The following is a 25487-nucleotide window of genomic DNA, read 5'->3' as shown; positions in this document are numbered from 1 at the left end:
CAGTTCCCTGCATCATTTAGCTGATCCTCGAGGCTCTTTAGGCATCCCTAACGCGCGCTCTGCAATGAGGTTACGTTGAATCTGGTTGGTCCCACCGTAAATCGTGTCGGCCCGAGTAAATAGAAATAGCGACTGTAATTTGCTCAGTTCGTAGGGTGCGACGTCGATTAACTCTGACTCTGGTCCGAGCACATCCATCGCAAGCTTTCCAAGGTTACGATGCCAGCTTGACCAGTACAGCTTATAGATCATCGCTTCTCGACTCAGAGTACCGTCCTCACCCCCTGACAGCATGCGCATGCTGTTATACCGCATGGTCCGCAACCCAATGTGAGCCTCAGCTATTCGCTGACGGATATCTGGGTCAGTTGCGGCGCCGTTCTCTTTGGCAATGCGAATGATTTCATCGAGCTCAGTCTGAAACAGCATTTGCTGGCCAAGCGTCGAAACACCGCGCTCGAAGCCCAAAAGCCCCATAGCGACTTTCCAACCCTCGCCCGGTGCGCCCACAATATCGTCCGGACCGCACTCAGCCTCATCGAAATACACCTCGTTAAATTCTGCGGTTCCCGTCAGCTGTGTAATGGGTCTTATGGTCACGCCGGGCTGGTCGAGCGCCACCAAAAAGAACCCAAGCCCATGATGACGCTGGCTATCGCGCTCAATCCGCGCAAGAACAAAGACAAAATCCGACTCATGGGCCAAAGACGTCCATACTTTTTGGCCAGTGATTTGCCACTGACCTGAGGTTTCGTTGAAGACGGCGCGAGTTCTGATCGCAGCGAGGTCTGACCCGGCACCGGGCTCGGAGTAGCCCTGACTCCAAAATGCCTCACCGTTTCGAATCGCTGGCAAATATTTCGCTTGCTGAGCTTCGCTACCGAAAGCGAGCAACGTCGGCCCGGTGAGGGTGTCCCCAATGTGTCCCATTCGACCAGGCCCACCTGCTCTGGCGTATTCCTCGTGAAAAATGACCTGCTGCTCGATCGATGCAGCTCTCCCACCCCACACCTCAGGCCAGCCAATACAGGTCCAGCGACCCTCAGCAAGACGACGCTCCCAAGCCTTACGCTCGTTTACAAAGTGATGCTCGTCACCTGGACCACCGCGGTAGCGAACCTGTGCAAATTCACCCTGAAGGTTATCGTTCAACCAATCCGCGACTTCCTCGCGAAAGTGCTCATCGGCTGCGGTAAAACTCAGTTGCATGCCGCACCTCCGTCTAACAGCTGTCGAGCGATTGCCTCGCGCATCTCTGCGGGTCTCCCGAGGAAGCTCTCAGTGGCACGGGCTCGCTTGAAGTAAAGTTGTATGTCGTACTCCTCCGTAATGCCCACGCCACCGTGCATTTGAATACCTGTACCGGCATTAAAGAACGCCGCTTCACTCGCACAGGAGCTGGCCATAAAGGCCGCCTCTTGGAGCGCCTCAATACTTGCTTCACCTGCAAACCACGCATCGGCGACGCAGGCCGCGTAGTAAAGCAATGAGCGTGCAGACTCGACTTTGAGCATCATGTCAGCCGCTTTGTGCTTAATAGCTTGAAACGAAGCGATGGTGCGATCGAATTGCGACCGCTCTTTCGTGTAGTCAACGCTCATGTCGAGACTCGCCTGGGCTACCCCTACTTGGTCTGCGACCACTAAAATTCGGCTCAACGCCAATATCGGTTCGATCAACGCCTGTGCATCATCGGCAAGCAACTGGTCCACACTGACTGCCACATTTTCCAAGCTGACGCTCGCCATCGCACGGGTCTGATCCATAGTTGGCGTATGTGTCACAACGACACCTTCTTGCGACGGGTCAACAACCCACAATGAATGTGCACCCAAGGCATCGACAGCGACCACTAATAACTTTGAGGCTGCCGCGCCAAAGGGGACAAAACGTGCTGAACCCGACAGCAATGTGGTGTTGCTTTTATCGGTTGCCACGACGCCGCACGAGGACCAGCCCTCGCGCTGATCACTCATTGCTAAGCTGATAACATCGCCCGTCACGATAGAGGACAGCAGTGCATCTCTCATGGCGCTTTGCGGACACAACAAAAGCGCAGCTGTACTCTGGGTACTGGAGAACAGCGGCGCGGTAAGCAATGCTTCGCCTGCGGCCTCGAGTACAATTGCCATTTCCACCCAGCCAAGACCCAGTCCCTCGCAGGCCTCGGGCGCTAGAATGCCCTGCCAATACATGTCTTCGCAGATCTTGCGCCAGAGTTGTGGGTCGTAAGTCTTCTCAGACGTAGAGGCAGTGCGAACGGCGGACGAGTTTGACTCGGCCGCTAAAAAGCTTTGGCTTGTGTCCTTGAGCATGCGCTGCTCATCGGTAAATGCGAACTTCAAAACAGCTCCTAACTGCCCCAGACTTGTTGGGGCGGTACGGCAGTAGACATAGCTTCGTCGAGCGCGTCACCGACATCAGCCGGTGCCCAACGTGCCCCTTTATCGACACCCCGGGTGCTTCGCCAGCCATCGGCGATAGCAATCCGACCCCCCTCTGCCTCAATTACCTGACCCGTAACGCGACTCGACGCCTCAGAACACAGCCAGGTAACGACGGAAGACACATTTTCTGGTGCAAAGTGATCGAAAGACCCATCCTCAGGGATGGCCATGCGCTCGGCCATAGCCGGCACAGCAGTGGTCATGCCGGTGCGAGCAACAGGGCATATCGCGTTCGCTGTAATTCCGTACCGGCCCAACTCAGCAGCTTGATTCAAAGTCAGCGCGGCAATGCCCGCCTTAGCAGCCGCATAATTCGACTGCCCTATAGACCCCTGTAGGCCCGCACCCGACGTTGTATTAACGATGCGCCCAGAAACCGCGTTGCCCAGCTTCGATTGATGACGCCAGTACTGAACTGCATGAGAGGCAATGCAAAAATGTCCTTTCAAGTGGACGGCAATGACCTGATCCCAATCTGCCTCTGAAAGCGACGCAAACATTCGGTCACGGTTGTTACCGGCGTTGTTGACGACCCCCGTCAGGTCACCGAAGGTTTCAATGGCTTGCGCCACGGCCATCCCACTACTTTCGTAATGGGTAATGTCCGAGTCATTGACCACAGCCCGGCCGCCTGCCGAAATAATGTCGTCAACAACGGCTTGTGCCGCGTCAGTATTAATATCGTTAACAAGTACCGAAGCCCCTTCACTGGCAAGGACACGGGCATGCGCTGCACCCAAACCACCCCCTGCACCGGTAACAATGACAACGCGTTGATCACAGATTCCCATAAAGCCTCCTAACTACACCTGCGCTTTATAAGCGCTCAAGAATAGTCACATTCGCTTGACCACCGCCTTCACACATCGTCTGGAGGCCATAACGAACCTGCCGACGCTCCATTTCGTGCAGCAACGTCGTCATCAACTTGGTGCCTGTCGAACCTAACGGATGCCCCAAGGCAATCGCACCGCCGTTAACGTTCGTTTTCTCATGCGCGTAATCATGTTCCTTCAGCCACGCCATCGGCACCGAAGCAAAGGCCTCATTGATCTCAACAAGGTCAATATCGTCAAGGGAGAAGCCTGATTTCTTCAGGGCATGAGTCGTCGCCGGAATGGGTGCTGTCAGCATCCAGATCGGATCATCTGCGCGCACTGACATGTGCGCGATCCGCGCCCTTGGCGTCAAGTTATAACGTTTAAGAGCCTCCTCCGATACGATCAGTACCGCGGAGGAACCGTCGCAGGTCTGACTCGAGACAGCGGCCGTGATGGTGCCGCCTGGCGCTAAGGGCTCGAGCCCCGCCATGGCTTCCATCGATGTGTTTCGAATCGTCTCATCAAAACCCAGCCCGTCAAAAGGGATGATTTCTCGCTCGAAGTAACCCGAGTCAGTCGCGGCACGCGCACGCCGGTGCGATTCAAGCGAGAACGCCTCCATTTCCTCGCGGGAAATGTCCCATTTATCAGCAATCATTTGCGCTGATTTGAACTGTGAGACCTCCTGTGTACCGTAACGCGCTACCCACCCTTCACTGCCGGTAAAGGGGCTATCAAAGCCATAGGGTTGACCCGCGTACATGGCCGCGGAAATCGGTATCGACGACATAGTCTGCACACCGCCCGCTACCACCACATCCATCGTCCCAGACATAACGGCCTGGGCTGCGAAATGCACGGCCTGCTGAGAGGAGCCACATTGACGATCAACCGTTGTACCGGGTACCACGTCACTCAACCCCGCTGCCAACCAACAGGTGCGTGCGATATCACCGGCTAACGGACCAATGGTATCGAGACAACCAAATACGACATCGTCGTACTCGTCATCAGGAATTGTGTGCCGGTCTACGAGCGCCTTTAATATGAAGCCGCCAAGGTCTGCACCATGAACTGTGGCGAGTGAGCCTCGACGCTTACCCGTGGGGGTCCTTATGGCATCAACAATGTAGGCTTCTGCACGCTGTCCCATTATTTTTCTCCGCTGTAAATGTGTTGCTGCGCCTTATTGCGCAACGTCTGTGAGTGATCCGCGCCCGAACGTGAACTCAGGTCCTAGCAGCGCATTTTTGCGCAATAACCACTCGTGTATCCGATTGTTGTGGAAACCTTCATCGCCCCACTCTCTGGCCAGTGCCCAAGCGCGCTTGGCCCAGATTTGGACGTCGCACTCCCAGGTGTACCCCATCGCACCGTGCACTTGAATACAATGCCGGGATGCCATCAGTGCGGTTCTCGCTGCAGCTGACTTCGCGTGAGACACAGCAAAGTCGGCTCGCGTTGGCGACACACCAACCGTATAAGCCGCTCGGTATGTCACTGGCTTTGCGTACTCAATTTGAACCGCCACATCGGCAAGCAGGTGCTTTACGGCTTGGTTCACACCAATGGCTTTACCAAACTGCTCTCGATCGCTGGTGTACTGAACGCTCTGCGCAATCATCCCTTTGGACAACCCAACAAGCTGGGCAGCAGTGGCGAGGGCGCCCCTATTGAGCGTCGCCCGCTGCAAATTCGCGCCGGCATCGCCGTCAGCCACCCGATACTGATTATCGGGTGTAAACGATACGGCGAAGAGTCGTCGTGAGGGGTCAACACTTTTCTTCTCGTTCAGTGTCACCGCCTCGCGCGGCATCAAATAGAGACTATTGCCGTCAGGCAGTACGAACCAATCCGCACAGTCAGCGTAGTTGATGTAAGGGTTAATCGAGTGCCCCACTGCCACCCTCGACTCGCCCGCAAGCACACCGTCAATGACACGCTGAACGTCTGAATTACCTAAGCCTTGATCAAGAATATCCACCAACAACGGTGTCGTGGTCATGACAGACTCAACCAACGGCTCGGGCAGCGCCACCTCACCACAGGCCTCAGCCAGTAAGATGAAATCGGCAGCTTGCAATCCAAGGCCTCCGAGTGCCTCGGGAACAAGCATGCTGTTCAACCCTAGGTCGTGGGCCTGCTTCAAAAATGCATCATCTACACCACCATCAGCGGACCACCGTTCGCGAATCGAGTCAGCAGTCACCTCGCTTTTCAGCATCGTGGCGATAGCCTCTTGAAAATCGAGTTGGTCCTGAGTGAAAGTAAAGTTCATATCCGCTTCCTTACTTTCTAGGCATGCCAAGCACACGCTCGGCAATAATATTGCGTTGAATTTCATTGGTGCCCGCATAAATCGGGCCTGACTGCGCAAACATGAATCCGTCGAGCCATGTGCCGAGTTCCGCAAACTCTGCTGCAGTCTGAGGCTCTATCTCAGCCCGAGCACCTAACAGATTCATCGCTGTTTCATGAATCAGTAAGTCCATCTCGGACCAGAATATTTTGTTGCAACTTGCCTCCGCGCCGATGGAGCCACCCGAGCACAGCTTCGACGCTGTCTGATAGGTCGACAGCGCATAAGCTTCCGCATCCATGTAGCACTGAACAACGGCAGACTCGATCGACGGGTCGATAACATCGGAGCCATGCTCTCGATACAGCTGAACCAGTCGCTTTGATGCCTGCTGAAATCTAGCCGGACTGCGCAACATCAAACCTCGCTCAAAACCCGCGGTTGCCATCGCAATCCGCCACCCTTCACCCTCGCCACCTAGCAAATTAAATGCGGGGACACGAACGTCATCGAAAAAGATTTCCGCAAATCCCGGCAGTCCATTGAGTTGTTGAATTGGACGAACGGTCACACCCTCAGAATTAAGGGGAACCAAAATTTTCGACAGTCCGTGGTGTCGCGATGATTCAGGGTCGGTGCGAAACAGACCAAACACCCAGTCAGCATAAACTGCGCGCGTCGACCAAATCTTTTGCCCATTGATCACAAACTCATCACCATCGCGATCAGCGCGACAGCGAATCGCAGCCATATCGGACCCGGCGTTTGGCTCAGACCATCCCTGTGCCCATATTTCATCACCACTCGCCATGGCGGGGATAAAACGCGCTTTTTGTTCTGCCGTGCCGTATTCCATTAGCGTGGGTCCGAGCAGAAAGATGCCGTTTTGATTAACCCGCAAAGGTGCCCCTGCTCGGTAATACTCTTCCTCGAAGATCAGCCACTCAATGAGGTCACAGCCGCGGCCCCCATACTCAGTTGGCCAGGTCACCATTCCCCAGTTCCCCTCGGCAAGCGTGCGCTCCCACTCTCGGTGCGCAGCAAAGCCCTCCGCCGTATCGAACGAGGGCAATCGCTCGGGGGGGACATTTTCCGAGAGCCACGTACGGACCTCACTGCGGAACGCTTGTTGCTCCCGTGTATACATCAACTCCATGAGATCAACTGTCCTCTGACTTGTTAGCTTTGGCCATGGCTTTCGCGTCGAACCCCCCCAACTTGTCACCCGAAACGACATCGTTGTGAGCGTGCGCGAAGTGATGCCAAGCAAAGGCTGCCTCCATTCCCTGGCGCTTACCTTGAAGTTCCTCAACGTTATTAATGGCCTGTTTGGTGAGCGCAAGACCTAAGCGCGGCATGCCGGCGATCTTGGTCGCCAAAGCCGTCACATCATCTGTCAGGGTCTCTCGTGAACTAATTTGATTCACCATGCCCATCTGATACGCCCGCTCGGCACCCATTTTATTGCCAGTGAAGAGAAACTCTTTTGCGATCCGGGGGTTTAATTCGTAAGGGTGAGCAAAATATTCCACACCGGGGATACCCATCCTCACCACCGGATCTGAGAAGTACGCATCGTCAGTCGCAACGATAAGGTCACAAACCCACGCCAACATGAGGCCACCGGCTATACAGGCTCCTTGGACGGCAGCGATGGTCGGCTTGGGAATATCTCGCCACCGGCGACACATCCCCAGATACGCCTCCGCCTCGCGAACATATAAATATTCACCGCCGGGCTTATTCGCGTGGTCATACCAACTTGTTACGCGCTCTTGGCTCAGGTGCACATCGCGTCCGGGTGTTCCAATATCGTGCCCTGCCGAGAAGTGCTTTCCCTCGCCTTTGAGTACAATCACCTTGACGTCATCGTCCGCCACGGCGCGCATGAACGCGGCATCAAGCTCGTAAGTCATCCGTCCGTTCTGCGCGTTGTTGTACTTTGGTCGATTCATTGCGATCCAGGCGATCCCATCGGCCGCCTCATAGGTCACAATATCGCTCTCTTCGACGTAGTCAGTGTTTGCGTCTGTCATAGTGCTCTCTCCCATCAGGCGCTTCGAACGCCGGGCGGATTGTCTTTGAGTTGCTTTGCACGGAAATTCAATGGATCCAGCTCTGAAATAATCGCCAGCTGCTCATGCGTCGGTGACGCTGTTTCCGCCACGGTATCAGCTACGGCAAGCTCAAAGCCCGTATTTTCCTGCACTTCAGCTAACTGTACGCCTGGGTGTAGGCTAATCACGCGCATTTGTTTGTTGGGCCCATTGAAGTCCATCACGCACAAGTCGGTAATGACACGTCGAATATCGACATCGTCAAAACTATAGCCTCGTGGCAGGCGATCAGGGTTATAGCCCACTGAACAAACCACATCACACTCCCCCGCAACGAATACACGTGTTGAGTGCTTCGGGACGAAGAACGAGTTAGCGTGACTGATGGAGTTGCCGGGAAAACCCCGCACACCCAATAATTGCACCTTCGGCGCGTCGTACGTTCCGCCCAGTGCCGCGATGTTAGTCTGCCCAAAACGGTCGACCTGACTCGGGCCAACCAGTGCATGTCGCGCACCGCTCCATACGTTGTCGAAAATACGAGCAAACCCCATCCAATTTTCATTGGCTTGCCCCGCGTGAGAAGTCATACCACTGACGGGGTTGGGTCGCGACAGCATATATGACTGACTGTCGGTCATCATCATGTCGGGATTCGTTGTCCGCATTGCGAGGCTGGCAGCCAGCCGTGGCAATAAGCCAATTCCGGTTGCCAACACCTCTCCTTCATCATCGAAGCTTTGGCTCGCTGCACAGACCATGAGCTCTGCGAGAGAAAACGTCATAAGGCGCTCCTGTTAGTAAACCGGTAACGGCAGTGATTGAATGGTATCTAGTCCGCCAACAGCCGCTTGATAATCTGCCTCGGAATCGCCCAAGAAGGCCTCTGACCAAGCATCGAAGCCGCCCTCGGCAATCAACGCCCCGTATTCCTTGTAGTGTTTGATATCAAAACCGTACAGCGGGTCAGATGAGGACGGATGCGCACCACCCGGCATGTGGACAACTTTGCTGGTGCAATTGCGCTCCCAGTACACGCGACGAGCGACGTCGGGATCATGAAAATAATCCGTGGAGACCATCTCGTCGACCGAGACAATGGTCGTGTCGGATGCTCGTGCAAACCAATCATCCATGTAATGGTCGGGACTTGCGATTTCGCAAACGCCTCGTTCATCTGCCTTGGTTGCATGGATCAGAGCCACGTCGAGACTTAGCGCGGGCATCGCCACCCATTCTTTATCGTCGTAGGGGCTGTCAACCAGCTTAAGGTCTGGATTGCGCGTCACGACATCGGTCCCAATGCCAATCCGAGTGGGAATGTAAGGACTCCCCCAGGCGGCAGCTCGCAAACCGAGCAGCATCATGCCCTCATCGACTTCGCGTACCTCTATGGCGCCTGACTCACGCGCTTTTCTGAAAGCGGGCTCCAGTGGCATAAAGTCCAATGACACGAAGGCAAAGATCACTTTCTTCACTTTACCCGCAGCACACAAGAGCCCCACGTCGGCCCCACCGTAAGCCACAACCGTTAGGTCGCGCACATCAGAACGCAACAGTTCGCGCACAAGCCCCATTGGCTTTCGACGAGGCCCCCAACCACCGATACCGATGGTCATTCCGCTCTCAATAGCAGACACCGCCTCAGCAGCGCTGACGCACTTATTCATGCGCGAATTTCCTATATGACTGATCAGATGAATCCAGTATCAAAGTGCACCATCTGACCAGCATCCCCCATTGAGACTATGACAAGAAATGCTAAGCAACTTAGCGTGCACAAATAGACTAACGGTAAACACATTTATGACGACGGCATGTCCAACAGGCCACAACACAACCGCAGACCTTATCGAGGATGCGGCGCAGCGCTATGCAGCGAAAACCTTTATCCACGACAGCGGCAGAAACTTGTCGTTTGAAACGGTTTTTATGCAGGTACAGCATCTGGCTAATGCACTGGTGGCAAGAGACTTCGGGTCCGGTGACCGGGCGGCCATTTGGGCACCCAATTGCGCAGAATGGATTATTGCAGCGCTCGCGATCCAGTATGTCGGCGGTACATTGGTTACGGTAAACACCCGTTATAAGGCTGGCGAAGCGCGGGACATCATTGCCGATAGCGGCAGCTCTGTAGCCTTCGTCGTCGATGAGTTTTTGGGCTCAAACTATGCTCAAGAACTTGAGAACGAAAATATTGTGGGCCTGGAACACATTGTTGCCCTACCTGCACCAAACTCCTTAAATGAAACGACTTACCATCGATGGATTCACGAGGGGGAGCGCGCGCCCGATACCCTCTGTGCGCAACGCGATACACAACGCTTGGCCACAGGACCCAATACGGTCTCGGATATTTTGTTTACATCGGGCACAACTGGGCGCGCCAAAGGTGTTGTCACCACGCACGGTCAAAACATTCACGCGTTCGACGTCTTTAGCGATATTTTAGGATTAGACGAGACCGACCACTACCTCATTATCAATCCGTTCTTTCACAGCTTTGGCTACAAGGCTGGCTGGCTCGCCGCCCTGCTGCGCGGTGCAACGGTCTACCCAATGGCCGTATTCGATGTTCCTGCGGTACTCAAGGCTATTAGCACACATCGAATCAGTGTGATGCCGGGGCCGCCCACCCTCTTTCAAAGTATCTTGATGCATCCAGATAGGGACGCCTTCGATATCTCGTCGCTCAAAAAAGCGACAACGGGTGCAGCGACCATACCGACCCAACTGATTGTCGCGATGAGAGAGACCCTCGGCATCGATACCGTCATCACCGCCTACGGTCTCTCCGAGACCTGCGGCTTGGTCACAATGTGCCGACGAGGCGATGCGCCTGACATCATTGCAAAAACATCGGGGCGCGCGATTCCCGAGGTCGAGGTTGGCATCATGCGACATGATGGAACCCTTGCCCCGCCTGATGAAACCGGAGAAATCGTGGTCAGAGGGTTTAATGTCATGCAGTGCTATTTCAACAACGAGCAAGCCACTTCCGAAACAATCGACAAACATGGCTGGCTGCATACGGGCGACATCGGGTCCCTTGATTGTGCTGGTAACATTCGCATAACAGACCGGCTCAAAGACATGTTTATCTCCGGGGGATTCAACTGTTACCCCGCAGAGATAGAGAATCAATTGTTAAACCATGACGAGGTCGCTCAAGCGGCGGTCGTTGGCATGCCCGATGAACGCATGGGGGAAGTCTCTGCCGCCTTTGTGGTGAGAACCCCCAAAAGCCAGTTACTAGAAGCTGACCTCATCGACTGGAGTCGTCAGAACATGGCGAACTACAAGGTTCCAAGAAGGATCATATTCACTGAGACGCTGCCGTTAAACGCATCGGGCAAGGTGCTAAAGACGGAGCTCAGAGCGATGCTCTGAGTTTACACCGTTAGGATAAGCAGCCAAAAATGACATCGAGCCATCTAAAAAAGAGAAGAGATTAGCGCAATGAGTATTAAAAGCTTGGGATACATAGGGGTAAATGCAACAACGCTGAGTCAGTGGAAGGGCTTCGCCTGTGACGTCATGGGCCTTGAAGATGTGTCGTCAAGGCTCGGTGACGATAAAACCCACTATTTCAAAATGGATGATCACCCCTACAGGGTCTTCGTTCAGGCAGCCGAGGCAGATGGCTTGGCCGTCTGTGGCTGGGAGACCAATAATCAAAACGGTCTCGACGATGTGGCAGCCGCTCTCTCCTCGGCAGGCGTCTCCTTTACTTGGGGTGACGACGCCACTATTGCAAAGCGCCGTGTACAGAACCTTCTAAGCTTCACTGACCCCGCCGGCAATCATCACGAAGCCTATTGGGGCGTTGTCTCTGACTTCAAAGGCCTCAACTCCCCCCAAGGTGTTTCCGGCTTTGTCACGGGCGACCAAGGACTTGGACACATTGTGCTCCCCGCACCTAACTTTGATGAAACATCGCAATTTTTTATCGATGTCCTGGGCTTTGGTTTATCTGATTTGATGAAACTGCGGTTTACACCTGACCCAGATGAGCCCGTAAAACGGCTGTGGTTCATGCACTGCAATCGTCGCCATCACAGTCTGGGATTACTTGAACTGCCGCATCCAGCCGGTTGCATCCACGTGATGACCGAGGTGAACAATGTCGATGAGGTGGGTCTGTGCAACGATCGGCGCATTGCCGCCGACGTCAAACTCACAGGCACCTTAGGGCGTCACGCCAACGATCATATGGTCAGTTTTTACATGCAAAGTCCCGCTGGTTTCGATGTTGAGTACGGTGCAGAGGGTCGGACGATTGATGAATGGGATGCGTACGAAGTCTTCGAAAGCACGGTTGTCAGCTTCTGGGGTCATGATTTCTCTGTAGGCCACGCGGATTAGGTCGATATTCAAGGTTAGTACATACGAGGTATGTGACGAGCGCAACGCTTTGCAACGATGTGCTCAATGCCCTAAAACCGCAACCAGACGGAAATACCATTAGGAATTTGAAATGAGCACACACGAGCCAGTAGTCACAAAGCAAATACTCGATTTGATTGCGAGTAAGTCAGACGAGCAGCGTGCGTCGCGGCGCATGTCTAAAGATGTGGTCGATGCGCTGAAAGAATGCGGCTTCTTCACCATGTTACTCCCAAAGCAATGGGGTGGGCTCGAACGCAAGCCGCAGGAATTCTTTGCTGAGCAAGTGCGGATCGCAGAAGCCGACATGAGCACGGCGTGGGCTGGCGGCATTATAGCTGTCCACGCATTCCAACTCGCATTGATGTCCGAAGAAGCTCAGCGTGAAGTGTACGAAAATGACCCCAATACGCTCATCAGCAGCTCGTATAACCCGGTTGGTGCCCGCGCAGAAATGTGTGAAGGCGGATTTATGCTTCACGGACGCTGGGGCTGGAGTTCGGGCTCTGACCACTGCACTTGGGCGTTGTTAGGCGGGGTTATCCCCGGTGACGGCTACCGCACATTTCTTGTGCCCCGATCGCAATATGATATCGAAGACACCTGGGACGTTATGGGCCTCCAAGGGACCGGTTCTAATGATGTGGTCATCTCTGAGCCTATCTTTGTGCCAGAACATCGTACGCACAAGCAGATGGACGGCTTCAACTGCGTCAACGACCAAGAAAACCCCATGTACGATTTATCATGGGCGCAGACGTTTGTCCGTGTAGTGAACTCGGCGGCTATCGGCGCACTCAAGAAAGCGGTAAAAGTCTTTGTTGACGCCAAACAAGGCAATTCAACCACCGATATGACCAAGTTCGCGGGTGATGTAGAGACCCAAGAACGCCTTGCTAAAGTGTTGAATACCATCGGTGAGCTTGAAGCGGTGATGTTCCATAACTTCAACAAGATGGAGGCTGCTAACTGGAAGCCAACACTTGAAGAACGAATCATGTACCGGTACCAAGCGTCGATCGTTATCGACAAAGCCATTGAGGCGATTGACACCTTATTTGACGTTGCCGGTGGGCGCTCTGTCTTCAATGGCCACCCACTGCAGCAACTTTGGCACGATATTCACATTGCACGGTGTCACGTCGCGAACAACCCTACTGCGTTTGCGCGAAATTTGGGTAGCGTCACCCTCGGGATGGAAAACAAGGACGTATTCATCTGATGGCTGCCAACCCCGAGACGTCGCAATACCATGAAGTTGAGCCAGAACGGGTCATCCACTACACCGACCATGCGCCCACTGGGGACTTACAAGGTGTTGCGGTCTTCATTCATGGTAGCGGCCCGGGGGCTAGCGGTTGGAGTAACTTCAAGCACAACGTTTCGGCGTTTCAAGGCGCGGGCTACCGCTGCATCGTTTTCGACCAGTGGGGCTATGGAAAGACCTCAAAACCACAGGATGTAGACCATACCCTCGACTTTTTCGTCGATGGACTTGTCTCACTCCTTGACCGTACGGGTATCGCCAAAGCGGTACTCGTAGGGAATTCACTGGGCGGCGCGGTGGCGTTGGGTTTGGCGTTGCGCCATCCTGAGCGTGTGGAAAAACTCATTCTCATGGCGCCCGGTGGCATTGAATCACGCGAGAACTACTTTTCCATGCCCGGCATTCAAGCCATGGTGAAGTATCCCATGGGCTCTCCTGAATTCACCAAAGAGGTGCTGGCTCAACTGCTGACTCAACTCGTTCATGACCCGGCAAATGTTGACGATGAACTGGTCGACGAACGATGGGCGACACTGGAGACACAAAATGCTCACGTTCTTGCCACAATGCAGATACCTGATTTAAGCGATCAACTGGCCTCAATCGATATCAATACATTGGTATTTTGGGGTACAGAGGACCGTTTCTGTCCAGCGTCAGGCACGTGGAAAATTCTGGGGATGAAGGGAAGTGTCCAAGCTGAACTGGTGAATTACTGTGGTCATTGGGTCATGTCGGAGTATCCAGATCTCTTCAACGAACGCTGTCTGTCTTTTCTTTCTCACTAATGCCGGTCTAAATACGGTCTATTTAAACAACGAGAGCCACGCATGAGTCTTACGTTCGCCGATCACGAAACCCTTGGGCGTGCACTCTATGATGCCATGCGCACAGAAACCGCCATTAAGCCGCTGCGTGAGACGCATCCTTCAATTACGATCGAGGATGCCTATCAGATATCACGGATCATGCTCTCACACCGAACAGTTAACGATGGTGAAATCGTTGTGGGGAAAAAGATCGGAGTGACCTCCGCCGCCGTGCAAGAGATGCTCGGCGTCTTTCAGCCCGACTTTGGCTTTCTGACGGATGCGATGGCCTACGAAAATAACGCCGAGATTCCGATAGCAGGCAATATGATCTCACCTCGCGCGGAGGGTGAAATAGCGTTTCGCCTTAAATCCACATTGACCGGAACAGACAACACCGAAGCTGACGTCCTGGCTGCCACAAAGAGCATTATGCCCTGCTTTGAGATCGTCGACTCCCGAATCGAAAATTGGCAAATCGCCATCCAAGACACCATTGCTGACAACGCCAGTTGCGGTGTTTACGTATTAGGCGACAGTGAAATCGACCCAAACGACGTGGACCTACCCAGTATAAAAATCGACGTGAGTAAAAACGGTCAGCCATTGAGTTCAGGGCTCGGTAGCGCCGTTCAGGGCAACCCCCTCACCGCCGTCGCGTGGTTAGCCAATACCTTGGGCGCCTACGGTATCGCCCTCGAGGCCGGCGAGGTCATTCTATCGGGGTCGGTTGTCCCACTGGAACCCGTGCAAGCAGGAGACATCATGAGCTTGACGATGTCAGGTAACGAGTTTGAGACCTGCAGCGCTAGCTGTCGATTCATTTAACAATGGGTGATTTATGACAATAAAAGCCAAAGCCGCCATCATTGGCCCCGGTAATATCGGCACTGACTTACTAATGAAATGTCAGCGCAGCGATTTTATTGAGGCCACCTGGATGGTCGGTATCGAGGAATCAGCCGGCATTCAGCGGGCGAGAGAGTTCGGTTTGCGCACGAGCACAGAAGGTGTCGACGGACTTGTTGCAGGCTTCGATGAAGCGCCTGTCGACTTTGTTTTCGACGCGACCTCCGCTTACGTGCATGCAGAGAACAGTCGCAAAGTCACCGCTCTCGGCGCCACCATGATTGATCTTACCCCTGCCGCTATCGGACCTTTTTGCATACCCCCGGTCAACCTCGAAGCGCTGCTCAACACGGGACCTGCTCAGAACGTCAATATGGTGACCTGCGGTGGTCAGGCTACCATTCCCATGGTGTTCGCCGTTAGCCGTGTACAACGCGTGAAGTATGCCGAAATTGTCGCAACAGTTGCCTCTAAGTCGGTGGGTATGGGCACGCGCGATAATATCGATGAATTCACGCGCACCACCTCCTCAGCAATCGCCCAAATTGGTGGTGCGGATGAAGGCAAGGCCATCATCATTATAAACCCGGCCGAGCCACCATTGGTCATGAGGGACACCATTCACTGTCTGACGATAGATGATCCGAAAGAAGCCGAAATTCGTGCCTCGATAGACGCCATGGTTGGCGAGGTGCAACGGTATGTTCCGGGCTACAAGCTCAATAACGCACCGATCATCGACGGCAATCGCATCACGATCTCCGTGGAGGTCGAGGGACTGGGCGACTTCCTACCCAAATACGCGGGTAATCTCGACATCATGACAGCGGCCGGACTTCGAACGGCCGAAATGATTGCTCAGCGAAGACAGGCTTAAGGGGTTAGTTATGGATTTAACAGGACGTAAGGTCACCTTGCATGACATGTGTCTTCGCGATGGCATGCACCCAAAGCAACATCAAATTACCGTCGAGGAAATGGTCGATATTGCCGGTGCACTTGACGATGCAGGTGTTCCGCTTATTGAAGTCACACACGGTGATGGCCTCGGTGGTGCGTCGGTTAATTACGGCTTTCCACATGCAAGTGATGAAACCTATTTGCGTGCCGTTGTTGAGCGGGTCACGAATTCTGCGATCTCTGCCCTCTTACTTCCGGGCATTGGCACTGTTGATCACCTGAGAATGGCGGCGGATTGCGGTGTTAAAACCATTCGAGTAGCGACACATTGCACCGAGGCGAACGTGTCGCGACAGCACATTAATTTGAGCCGCGACCTGGGGCTCGACACGGTTGGGTTCCTCATGATGGCGCATATGATCTCGCCAGAGGAACTGCTCGAGCAGGCACTGCTTATGGAGTCCTACGGCGCCAATTGCATTTACTGTACGGACTCGGCGGGCTACATGCTCCCTCAGGACGTGACGGACCGTATTACCCTCCTCCGCCGCTCACTGAAACCGGAGACCGAGCTGGGCTTCCATGGGCACCACAACCTCGCCATGGGCGTCGCAAACTCCCTCGCAGCCATTGACGCTGGTGCTAACCGTATTGACGGGTCCGCCGCGGGGCTGGGTGCCGGCGCAGGCAACACGCCTCTTGAGGCCATGGCGGCGGTATTAGAGCGTATGGGGGCAGTGACCGGCGTTGATATTTTCAAACTAGCCGATGCCGCCGAAGATCATGTTCTACCGATAATGGATGAACCAGTCCGCCTGAGTCGCGATGCCTTGGTGTTGGGTTACGCGGGTGCCTACTCATCCTTCCTCCTATTCGCAAAGCGAGCGCAAGAGAAGTATGGCGTCCCCTCGCATGAAATTTTGTTGGAGATGGCTCGACGGCGAACGGTTGGCGGGCAAGAAGACCTCATAGCAGAGATAGCGATCGAAATGGCGTCTAAAAGCCACTAAGGCTGGACGCGTTTCGATGTTTCTGATAACTAAGTAACTCAAGAAAAAGGGGCGGGATGTCTGTAAGTAGCTCTATGAATCAGCCGAATATTGCAGAGCTCTCAAAACTGATTGGGTTCCTTTACGATGGCCACATCGAGGAAGACCCATACAGCGCCTTTTTGGGCGAGACGCGCCGTATTATCGATTCAAACTTCGCATCCATTACCATGCGCGAGCCACAAGGCGATGACGGCGGTCTGCTTTTCGTATCCTGCGAAGCACTTCCCAAAACCTTCGTTGACGATCACGACAACCCTTACACCGACCGATATTACACCTCAAACCTGATGACCAACCTGCCTTGGGGCAAGGTTGTGTCGCTGGACGAATGCGTTCCGTATCGGACCTTAGAGCGCACCGAGCTTTATAAATATTGCATGGCACCCATCGATATCTATCACATGATCGGTGTGGACCTGCGAAACGCCAACGGGCTTCGGTTCAGTGTACGCTTTTGTCGCCCCAAAACAGCGAGTAACTTTGGTGTGGCGGAGCGTGAATTCTTGGAGATGCTCGCAAGCCATATACAACGTGCGGTTGCCAATGGCATGCAACTCATTCAGCTCGACAAAGAACGAAAGCTTTACAGCTCAACGATTGCAAAGCAATCGGTAGGGGTTGTAACCCTCGATGAGCGTGGAAAGATCGTGTCGCGTAATGCGGTAGCTGATCAACTTATCCGAGAAAAAGACGGGCTATCGGTTATCAATGATCAACTTCATCTTGAGAGCCCTTCCTCGCGCAGTAAGCTCAACGGCTTCATCGAGGACATTGTGGTGGCGCAACGCAACCAAGAGCCGGCACCAACGAATGCGCTGTCCGTGGAGCGCCCTTCGGGTAAGGCGGACCTCGAGATTCTGCTCAAGCCTATGATGATCGATAAGACGGTGGAACCCGGTCACACGCCCCACATGATTGTTTTCATCAACGAGCCCGAGCGTAGCTTCCAGATCGAAACGCGCATTCTCATGTCGCTGTATGGGCTGACAAAGGCAGAAGTTGCTCTATCGAAACTTTTGGCAGAAGGCGCCAACCTCGATCAGGCGGCTGCCGAACTGGGTATTGCGAGAAACACGGCAAGAGCGCAGCTTAGATCCATCTTTGCTAAAACGGGGGTCTCGCGTCAGTCGATGTTGGTCAGCTTGCTGTTAAAGAGTGTTGTGACCTACTCCTGATCATGACCGGAACCTTGGAAGCTGAACGCGCCGAAAAGCCCTGGGCGGGCTAGCTGGTCATATTGTTCGGCCCCCAGAAAGCGCGCATTGTGGCAATCTTTCCGTCGCCATTGAACTTGAAAATATCGATGATGTTAATCACCACTTCTTGGCCCGGTGCCCCCGCCGTCACGTTAAATGGAAATGCCACCTCGTTGCCGGCCAGACGCGGATTACCCGTCAATTCGGCTTTGGCAACGCCCTGGCAGGCCTCGCTGTAAAAGGCCCGCAATACATCCTTTCCTTCTCTTAAATCGGTACCTACCGGGTCCTCAATCGCGGCGTCATCAGCGAATAGATCCAGCAGGGTTTCTAAGTCACTGTTCTCAAGTGAACGCACGTAAGTTTCGCAAGCTTGCTTAGCAGTTTCGTAGTCGATCATGGCAAATAAATCCTAATAAATTACTTATTATTATTACTTTAAACTTTTGTTTTTTAATGTTTTTAATTAAAAATCTGCATCGCGCTTTTGATTGAAGGCATCGCGCGCTTCCTGCGAGTCCTGATGTCGGTAGGCTTCCAGGGTGAAGCCCTGCTCGCTCCGGTATTTTGCCTCAAGATTGCCATCCTCAATCCCGTTTAACGCCTCTTTTGCAAGCGTGATCATGATGGTGCTCTTCTGAGCAATCGTGGCTGCGATTTCGAGCGCCGTATCAACGAGCTGCTCTTTTGGTACAACGCGCTCGACTGCACCAAGGCGGTAAGCTTCCTGCGCGTCGATAAACTCACCCGTGAAGTACATGTAGCGGACTTTTTGGACTGGGAACATACGCTGTAAGTGCGCCCCTCCACCCATTGCGCCACGGTCTACCTCTGGCACCCCAAAAGACGCGCATTCTGAAGCGACAATAATATCGGCAGCCCCTGCGATGCCGATGCCGCCACCGAGGACAAAACCATGCAATGCAACGATGACGGGCTTGGGGTTTCTATGGATCGCCTCAAACGTATCGTAGTTCCCTTTATTGACCGGCACGATCATGTTCGGATCAGCACCTAACTCTTTAATATCGACACCCGCACAAAATCCCTTCCCCTCGGCACGAACGATGATGACCGTGACATCATCCCGCTCACCTAATGCGTTAATCTCAGCGGCGATGGAGGCCCATTCGGCACTGTTGAACGCGTTCACCGGCGGCTTGTTAAAAACCAGCTGTGCAATACCCGCCTCGACGGATGACGTAAACGCCATATCAGACCTCCTAATTACTGTCTTCTTCAGACGATATCGTTACCGATATGCGATTCGCCGATTGCTGGGCTTCTTTAATAATATCGGCCATTAAGTCTGCCACGGATGGCAAGTCGCTAATCAAACCTGCCACCTGCCCTGAGGGTAAAATACCGGCATCGGGCTTACCTTTTACCATTGCTTCCTGAATCATCATCGGTGCATTGGCCGCCATCAGGGTTTGTCCAAACGACAGATCACCGCTCCGGTACATCTTCCAGGCGCCCCCAAGAGTTGCCATCAGAGAGCCACCCTGCATGCGGTTAAACGCCAATCCATTCTTCAATGCACGGGCGAGAAGACCGATCTGACTGGCTTGAATCAGCTTGTCCAAATAGGAGTTCGCGATCATTCTCTGTGGCAAGCCATCAAGCTTCGTACTGACCACGATTTTTTCGGGCGGTGTACCCAAGTAAATCTGCTTGGTTGCCTCGGGCACCGGCGACTGCTGGGTCAGTAAAAAGCGTGTCCCCATAGCAATACCGTCCGCCCCCATCGCGAGGGCAGCCACAAGACCGTGTCCATCCCGAAAACCACCGGCCGCCGCAATGGGGACGTCAATCGCGTCGCGGACTTGTGGCACCAAGATTGACGTCGCGACGGAGCCTGTATGTCCGCCACCTTCACCGCCTTGAATTACAACAGCATCTGCGCCCATCTCAACCGCTTTAACGGCGTGACGTTTGGCACCCACTGTTGGGATGCAAACGATGCCCGCCGCCTTTAATCTCTCGACCGTGGCAGGTGATGGGGATCGGGAATAACTGACCGCTCGCACCTTATGCTCAATACACAGATCGACTATTTCCTCCGCGTGCGGCACATACATGTGAAAGTTCACACCAAACGGGGCCGCAGTAAGCGATTTTATCTCGCGAATGCCTTGCTCAATCTCAGCGGGCGTCATCACAGCACCGGCCAAAAAGCCAAAACCGCCCGCCTCGCCTGTGGCTGCTACAAGCTTTGCGTCGGCGACCCAGCCCATAGCCGTTTGAATGATGGGATAGCGACACCCCAACAGCTCCGTTAGCCTCGTGTTCATCGTTGCACTCACGTTTTATATACCCGCACAGTATCCGAGCCATAATTTACTTCAATCTGAGACGTTATGGGACGATAGGCTGATCAGACTATGGGATCCAAACGGAGGCTGTGCGCCCTCCGGCTTCTGGTTTAGAGTTTGCGAAATGTCGCTGATAAGCCTGCAATGAACGAGTTTACGAAACCCTATTTCGACGCGATTGCGCAACTGATGGCGCCAACAGCCCCTTTCGAGGTTGAAACCGTGAACGTCGGCGGCGTCCCTCTCAAAGCGTTCAAGAATGCAGAGACAAGTTTAGGTTCATTTCTCGCAGCAGGACGAAACCACGGTGACGCCCTCTTCCTGCAGTATCAGGGTGAGGCCTGGACTTTCGTCGAGTTTTTTCATGCAGTCGATCAAGTTTGCAATTGGTTAACGCATGAGCAGTCGATCGCCAAAGGTGATCGTATTGCCATCGCCATGCGCAACCGACCTGAATGGTTGGTCGCTTTCGTTGCGATCGTCACGATAGGCGCTGTAGCGGTACCGCTTAATAGCTGGGGTAAGGCTCAGGAATTACAGCAAGGCTTGGAAGACAGTGGGGCCCGTCTCGTTTTTGCAGACGACGCGCGGCTTGCGTTCATTCGAGAACTGAACCACACATTGCCCGTGGTCTGTGCTGACGGCGCTCGTTCAGAACACACCGTTCTAATGACCCAAATCCTCGGCCGCGACATCACAGCCGTCGCTGAGCCAACTGAGGCGGTTACGATCGATCGACACGACCCCGCCATCCTAATGTTTACATCAGGCACCTCGGGCAGGCCAAAAGGTGCTCTCCTCAGTCATTTCAATTGTTGCCAAGCCTTAATGAACATCGAGTTCATCGGTGCTGGTACCTACATGACCAACATGGAGGAGATGAACAAACAGCTTGCCAGCCCTATCCCGCCCAAAACATTGCTGGCAGTCCCGCTTTTCCACATTAGTGGTTTGCTTTCCCAAGCCCTGATCAACCTGAGGCACGGGCGTGCGCTCTACATGATGTACAAGTGGGAAATTGACGAAGCGATTCGAATCGTCAAGGACGAAAAAATCACCGTCTTGATGGGCGCGCCCGTCATGCTGCTAGAGCTCCTGAAAAACGAACAGTTCGGCGACGAGCACGCGGCCTTTTTGACCAATGTCAGTGCCGGTGGCGCTGCGACACCCGAGCTGCTCTCAGAGCTCTATGCGAATAAAACCGGCTCTGCAATGTCAGGCGGTGGCTGGGGAATGACCGAAACCATGGGCTCAGGCGCAGCTTTTACGGGTCGCTATTTCGCCGAGCGTCCTGATGCATCAGGATTCCCCAGCCCTATCGTCGAATTTAGCTTCCGCGATGAAGACGCCAATGTGGTCCCTGCGGGCGAACCCGGCGAAATTTGGGTGCGCTCGTCTGCTGCCATTCAGGGCTATTTTTCAGGAGGCAAGCCTTCCGATGAACCCGTTGATGGATGGATGGCAACCGGTGATGTCGGTTACATCAGCGACGAAGGATTTCTCTACATCTGCGGTCGCGTAAAAGACATGATTATTCGCGGCGGCGAGAATGTGTATCCGTCAGAGGTAGAGGCATGCCTGCTCGAGCTTCCCGGCTGCGAGGAAACGGCCGTGATCGGACTACCTCACGACACTTGGGGCGAGGAAGTCGCTGCAGTCATTCGCATGTCCCACGGTCAGTCGTCCGATGCGAGCGAAGTCACCGCATTTTGTAAGGAGCGTCTCGCCGGCTTTAAAGTCCCTGCACATGTCGTATTCACCGATGAGCCACTGGAGCGAAACGCGCTTCAGAAGCTCCTCAAAGCACAGATCCGGGAGCGCTACTTTGGCTAGCATGGACAGCACGCCGTCGATCGATTGCCACCGGCTCATCGTTTTATTTTTTGAGGCCATACCGGGCGTCAATCAAATCAAGGCGGCCGTCGATAAACTGCCGCGGCCCGCAGCTGTTCATCTAGCCCAGTGCGATGCCCACAGCGAGCGCGCAGCAATGTGGACCCGAAACCCCACAGGCCGCCTACCTGTCGGTCGTCTTGCCCTCGAATACGCGAGCGAGGCACTCGACTGGAAGACGGCAACAGCTTTTGCAGACACACTCGGTGGCGAGGCGCACTGGTGCCTTGGTGCAAGTCCAATAGCGCATCCTCTGAACCCCGCCCTTACGTTTTCGGGCACGCTCCAACTCTGCTGTTTCGAGCGTAGAGAGGGATTGCCAGATGAGGAACTCAAGCACATTTGGTTCAACGAGCACGCGCCCGTTGCGGTTGAGACGCAGAACAACGTCGGCTACCGGCAGAACCTAGTGCTCAGTTCCTCGCACAGTCCGCTCGATGGCATTGTCGAGGAGCTCTTCCCCATTGCCGCTGCTGCCTCGCTGACTGACTTTTTTGCCGACGGCGATGACCCTGAAAAAATGATGAATCACATCCAGAGACTGACCGAGAGTAGTGAGCGTGTGCTCGACTTGGAAAAGTCATCCGTTATCCACATGACCGAGCAGCGCCTGCTTTAGCGCGCAAGACCGAGGAATCTTAATGAGTAATGACAGCGAAACTTCACCATTAGCGGGTAAAGTTGCCCTCATCACTGGCGCTGGCCAAGGTATTGGGCAAGGCATTGCCTTCTCCTTGGCAAAGCGTGGCGTCAAAGTGGCAGCCGTCGGGAGAACCCTGAGCAAATGTGAAAATACGGTCGCTCAAATCAGCGAGCGGTTTGGCACCGAGGCCATTGCCGTAGAGTGCGATATCTCTGATCTAGCCGCCCTTGATGGCCTAATTGAGCGCGTGGTTGCTACCTACGGTCGCTTAGACATCTTGGTCAATAACGCGGTGACAACAACGATTAACTCACTCATGGACACAACACTTGAGGACTTCGAGAGAGGATACAAAGTAGGCCCTATGGCGACGCTTCGCATGATGCAGCTCGCACAACCGCACCTCCTCGCCTCTAGGGACGGCAATATCATTAATCTCGCCACTGCCGCGGCAAAACGTTGGGATAGCTCGACCTACGGGGTTTATGCAGCGCAAAAAGAAGCGATTCGCGCGCTGTCACGCGGCGCAGCCTGCGAATGGGGCGGCATGGGTATTCGAACAAATACCATTTTACCGCTGGCGAAATCCCCTGCGTTAGAAATGTGGGAGCAATGGCGCCCCGAGGAAGCCGCAGCCTTTGCCGACACTGTCCCAATGAAGCGAATTGGTCACTGTGAAGACGACATTGGCGAATTTGTTGCCCTTTTATGCTCTCCCGAGTCACGCTACGTGAATGGCCAATCCATCGCCATCGATGGGGGTCAGGTCAATATGGGGTGAACCCTCACGCCATCTGCGTTATTTAACGGACGCACCACCGTCAACACTGAGCAGTTGTCCCGTGATGAACGAGGCGCGATCTGATGCAAGGAAGCACACCGCCTCGGCGATCTCTGAGGGCTCGCCTAAGCGTCGCATTACAGCGGCTTGCTTGAGGCCCTCGGCAATCTTAGGTTGCTCCTCGAAGTATTTCTCAACACCTGGCGTACGGATCACCCCGGGCGATACGGCGTTGATGCGGATCCCTTTATGACCGTATTCAGAAGCCGAGCTTTTAGTGAGCAAATTGACGCCGCTCTTCGCAGCAGCGTAAGCCGTATTGTAGGGCTGACCGCGCAGTGAGGCGTTAGATGAAATATTGACAATGCTGCCACCCGTATCCTGAGCGAGCATGGCTTCTATCTCGTGTTTCATACAGAGAAATGTATTGGTAAGACATAAATCCAAGGTCTGATCAAAGACCGCCTTTTCAAACGTATGAATCGGACCCGAGCCTCGACTCACCGCCGCGCTATTGCAAGCGATATCGAGTGACCCCCAGTGCTCTATAGCGGCCTGAACCATGCTGGCCACTCGAGCCTCATCACTCACGTCGGCAACAAACGCCTCCGCTTCACCTCCTGCGTTTGCAATATCTTTCGCTGCTTGTTCTGCAGTCTCTTCATTGAAGTCAACGACAAGCACTCGCGCACCTTCGCTTGCGAGTTTCATTGCAATCGCCCGGCCAATACCGACGCCTGCACCCGTTACTAATGCTGTTTTACCTGCTAGCTCTGCCACCCTGCTTACCACCTGCTCTTTTTAATGGTCAATTTAGACTAAGTATCCACGCGCACGCTTATTCCTTGCTCGCACGCTTCGTTCTATCTTGTGCACGGCACTGTCCACAAGCCCAAATGGACTAGAGCCATTGGATTGTTAAAGCCCGGGCATCAAGGAACCCATTTTGATTACAGATTATTTCAGCCTCGAAGGAAAAAGAGCGCTCATAACCGGTGCCGGAAAAGGCATAGGCGCCCGCATCGCAACCGCCTTTGCCGAAATGGGTGCCGATGTGGCATTGCTTGCCCGAACTCAGAGCGACTTGGATGCGGTTGCCAGTGAAGTCCGGGCTCTCGGCAGGGATGTACGGACCTTTGCCTGCGATGTCACCGACGAGGCTGCACTCGCTGCGGTCGTCAGGGAACTCTCAGACAGCTGGGGATCGCTCGACATTCTTATTAACAACGCAGGCGCGCCGGGTCAGGGCTATGGATCACTGAAAAAAGTCGACAAAGCGCGGTTTGAAAACACCCTCGATATCAACCTTACCTCGGCGTATACACTGACACACCTTGCCTTACCGCTTCTCAAAGCCGCCCCGAAAGGAAGCATTGTCAATGTGTCCTCAGCATTGGGTTGGATGGTCGATCGAAACTTTGCGGCGTATGGAGCCGCCAAAGCGGGTATGGACCAAATGACGCGGATTCTCGCTTACGAACTGGCACCGGGTATTCGGGTCAACGGCATCGCGCCAGGGGCTATCGAAACACCCAGTACCGCGTTCATTACGCAAAATGAAGACATGTACAACGCGACTGTTCGGTGGATACCGCAGGGGCGACTGGGGAAACCTGACGATATTGCACTGGCGGCACTTTATCTCGCATCGAATGCCTCAGGCTTTGTGAGCGGAAAGATACTCGAAGTAGACGGCGGAATGGCGGCGTTACCCGGAACAGCAATCGAAGCGAATATCGCGCGAACCACGACTGATTGAGCCGACGCTGACG

Annotated in this window: 25 protein-coding genes; 12 read left to right on the top strand and 13 right to left on the bottom strand. The window is 54.1% G+C overall.

Annotation, left to right across the window (positions count from 1 at the left end):
* Nucleotides 1-12: 12 nt before the first annotated feature.
* From E0F26_RS07535 to E0F26_RS07495, 9 genes are read right to left on the bottom strand one after another with little or no spacing between them, the layout of a single operon-like run.
* Nucleotides 13-1209 carry an acyl-CoA dehydrogenase family protein gene (locus E0F26_RS07535; RefSeq protein WP_279241057.1) on the bottom strand — a complete coding sequence of 399 codons (1197 nt, stop codon included), beginning with the start codon at nucleotides 1207-1209 and terminating at the stop codon, nucleotides 13-15.
* Complete coding sequence (locus tag E0F26_RS07530; protein ID WP_279241056.1) at nucleotides 1200-2345, bottom strand: acyl-CoA dehydrogenase family protein; 1146 nt, start codon at nucleotides 2343-2345, stop codon at nucleotides 1200-1202. Before E0F26_RS07530 ends, E0F26_RS07535 begins: the two co-directional genes overlap by 10 nt.
* A gap of 8 nt (nucleotides 2346-2353) precedes the next feature.
* Nucleotides 2354-3238, bottom strand: a complete 885-nt coding sequence (locus tag E0F26_RS07525; RefSeq protein ID WP_279241055.1) for an SDR family oxidoreductase — start codon at nucleotides 3236-3238, stop codon at nucleotides 2354-2356.
* 25 nt (nucleotides 3239-3263) lie between these two features.
* Nucleotides 3264-4421, bottom strand: coding sequence for an acetyl-CoA C-acetyltransferase (locus E0F26_RS07520; RefSeq protein ID WP_279241054.1), 1158 nt, complete (start codon nucleotides 4419-4421; stop codon nucleotides 3264-3266).
* 33 nt (nucleotides 4422-4454) lie between these two features.
* On the bottom strand, nucleotides 4455-5546 hold the full coding sequence (locus E0F26_RS07515) for an acyl-CoA dehydrogenase family protein (protein WP_279241053.1): 1092 nt from the start codon (nucleotides 5544-5546) through the stop codon (nucleotides 4455-4457).
* A 10-nt stretch (nucleotides 5547-5556) separates the two neighbouring features.
* Nucleotides 5557-6723: an acyl-CoA dehydrogenase family protein gene (locus E0F26_RS07510; RefSeq protein WP_279241052.1), complete on the bottom strand. Its 1167-nt coding sequence runs from the start codon at nucleotides 6721-6723 to the stop codon at nucleotides 5557-5559.
* Nucleotides 6724-6727: 4 nt separating this feature from the next.
* Complete coding sequence (locus E0F26_RS07505; RefSeq protein WP_279241051.1) at nucleotides 6728-7603, bottom strand: enoyl-CoA hydratase; 876 nt, start codon at nucleotides 7601-7603, stop codon at nucleotides 6728-6730.
* Nucleotides 7604-7617: 14 nt separating this feature from the next.
* Nucleotides 7618-8409, bottom strand: a complete 792-nt coding sequence (locus tag E0F26_RS07500; protein WP_279241050.1) for a CoA-transferase subunit beta — start codon at nucleotides 8407-8409, stop codon at nucleotides 7618-7620.
* A 12-nt stretch (nucleotides 8410-8421) separates the two neighbouring features.
* Nucleotides 8422-9294: a CoA transferase subunit A gene (locus E0F26_RS07495; RefSeq protein WP_279241049.1), complete on the bottom strand. Its 873-nt coding sequence runs from the start codon at nucleotides 9292-9294 to the stop codon at nucleotides 8422-8424.
* 136 nt (nucleotides 9295-9430) lie between these two features.
* On the opposite strand from E0F26_RS07495, the gene E0F26_RS07490 reads away from it, so the two are divergent.
* From E0F26_RS07490 to E0F26_RS07455, 8 genes are all read left to right on the top strand, one after another.
* On the top strand, nucleotides 9431-11014 hold the full coding sequence (locus E0F26_RS07490) for a FadD3 family acyl-CoA ligase (RefSeq protein ID WP_279241048.1): 1584 nt from the start codon (nucleotides 9431-9433) through the stop codon (nucleotides 11012-11014).
* Between the two features lie 69 nt (nucleotides 11015-11083).
* The gene (locus tag E0F26_RS07485; protein WP_279241047.1) at nucleotides 11084-11989 is read left to right on the top strand and encodes a VOC family protein; all 906 of its coding nucleotides are present in this window, start codon (nucleotides 11084-11086) and stop codon (nucleotides 11987-11989) included.
* Nucleotides 11990-12101: 112 nt separating this feature from the next.
* Complete coding sequence (locus E0F26_RS07480) at nucleotides 12102-13232, top strand: acyl-CoA dehydrogenase family protein (protein WP_279241046.1); 1131 nt, start codon at nucleotides 12102-12104, stop codon at nucleotides 13230-13232.
* Nucleotides 13232-14065, top strand: coding sequence for an alpha/beta fold hydrolase (locus E0F26_RS07475; protein ID WP_279241045.1), 834 nt, complete (start codon nucleotides 13232-13234; stop codon nucleotides 14063-14065). Before E0F26_RS07480 ends, E0F26_RS07475 begins: the two co-directional genes overlap by 1 nt.
* 42 nt (nucleotides 14066-14107) lie before the next feature.
* Nucleotides 14108-14914 carry a fumarylacetoacetate hydrolase family protein gene (locus E0F26_RS07470; protein ID WP_279241044.1) on the top strand — a complete coding sequence of 269 codons (807 nt, stop codon included), beginning with the start codon at nucleotides 14108-14110 and terminating at the stop codon, nucleotides 14912-14914.
* Nucleotides 14915-14927: 13 nt separating this feature from the next.
* Nucleotides 14928-15812 carry an acetaldehyde dehydrogenase (acetylating) gene (locus tag E0F26_RS07465; protein ID WP_279241043.1) on the top strand — a complete coding sequence of 295 codons (885 nt, stop codon included), beginning with the start codon at nucleotides 14928-14930 and terminating at the stop codon, nucleotides 15810-15812.
* A 10-nt stretch (nucleotides 15813-15822) separates the two neighbouring features.
* Nucleotides 15823-16845, top strand: a complete 1023-nt coding sequence (dmpG, locus tag E0F26_RS07460; RefSeq protein ID WP_279241042.1) for a 4-hydroxy-2-oxovalerate aldolase — start codon at nucleotides 15823-15825, stop codon at nucleotides 16843-16845.
* Nucleotides 16846-16919: 74 nt separating this feature from the next.
* The gene (locus tag E0F26_RS07455) at nucleotides 16920-18062 is read left to right on the top strand and encodes a helix-turn-helix transcriptional regulator (protein WP_279241041.1); all 1143 of its coding nucleotides are present in this window, start codon (nucleotides 16920-16922) and stop codon (nucleotides 18060-18062) included.
* A 49-nt stretch (nucleotides 18063-18111) separates the two neighbouring features.
* On the opposite strand, the gene E0F26_RS07450 is transcribed toward E0F26_RS07455, so the two are convergent.
* The 3 genes from E0F26_RS07450 to E0F26_RS07440 form a co-directional block, all read right to left on the bottom strand.
* Nucleotides 18112-18483 (bottom strand): nuclear transport factor 2 family protein, encoded by a 372-nt coding sequence (locus E0F26_RS07450; RefSeq protein WP_279241040.1) that lies wholly within the window; start codon nucleotides 18481-18483, stop codon nucleotides 18112-18114.
* Between the two features lie 66 nt (nucleotides 18484-18549).
* Entirely contained in the window at nucleotides 18550-19296 is a 747-nt protein-coding gene (locus tag E0F26_RS07445; protein ID WP_279241039.1) for an enoyl-CoA hydratase family protein, read from the bottom strand.
* 10 nt (nucleotides 19297-19306) lie between these two features.
* The gene (locus E0F26_RS07440) at nucleotides 19307-20377 is read right to left on the bottom strand and encodes an NAD(P)H-dependent flavin oxidoreductase (protein ID WP_279241038.1); all 1071 of its coding nucleotides are present in this window, start codon (nucleotides 20375-20377) and stop codon (nucleotides 19307-19309) included.
* A 165-nt stretch (nucleotides 20378-20542) separates the two neighbouring features.
* On the opposite strand from E0F26_RS07440, the gene E0F26_RS07435 reads away from it, so the two are divergent.
* From E0F26_RS07435 to E0F26_RS07425, 3 genes are read left to right on the top strand one after another with little or no spacing between them, the layout of a single operon-like run.
* Nucleotides 20543-22231 (top strand): class I adenylate-forming enzyme family protein, encoded by a 1689-nt coding sequence (locus E0F26_RS07435; RefSeq protein WP_279241037.1) that lies wholly within the window; start codon nucleotides 20543-20545, stop codon nucleotides 22229-22231.
* Nucleotides 22224-22910, top strand: a complete 687-nt coding sequence (locus tag E0F26_RS07430; protein ID WP_279241036.1) for a hypothetical protein — start codon at nucleotides 22224-22226, stop codon at nucleotides 22908-22910. Before E0F26_RS07435 ends, E0F26_RS07430 begins: the two co-directional genes overlap by 8 nt.
* A gap of 22 nt (nucleotides 22911-22932) precedes the next feature.
* Nucleotides 22933-23715 (top strand): SDR family NAD(P)-dependent oxidoreductase, encoded by a 783-nt coding sequence (locus E0F26_RS07425; RefSeq protein ID WP_279241035.1) that lies wholly within the window; start codon nucleotides 22933-22935, stop codon nucleotides 23713-23715.
* Nucleotides 23716-23733: 18 nt separating this feature from the next.
* Here the strand turns inward: E0F26_RS07425 and E0F26_RS07420 are convergent, their stop codons facing one another.
* Nucleotides 23734-24495 carry an SDR family NAD(P)-dependent oxidoreductase gene (locus E0F26_RS07420; protein WP_279241034.1) on the bottom strand — a complete coding sequence of 254 codons (762 nt, stop codon included), beginning with the start codon at nucleotides 24493-24495 and terminating at the stop codon, nucleotides 23734-23736.
* Nucleotides 24496-24661: 166 nt separating this feature from the next.
* On the opposite strand from E0F26_RS07420, the gene E0F26_RS07415 reads away from it, so the two are divergent.
* Nucleotides 24662-25474 (top strand): SDR family NAD(P)-dependent oxidoreductase, encoded by an 813-nt coding sequence (locus tag E0F26_RS07415; RefSeq protein ID WP_279241033.1) that lies wholly within the window; start codon nucleotides 24662-24664, stop codon nucleotides 25472-25474.
* Nucleotides 25475-25487: the final 13 nt, after the last annotated feature.

The sequence above is a fragment of the Candidatus Paraluminiphilus aquimaris genome, from assembly GCF_026230195.1.
Taxonomy (GTDB): Bacteria; Pseudomonadota; Gammaproteobacteria; order Pseudomonadales; family Halieaceae; genus Luminiphilus; species Luminiphilus aquimaris.
Note: the sequence above shows the minus strand (reverse complement) of the source record. Positions and strands in the feature narration are given on the sequence as shown.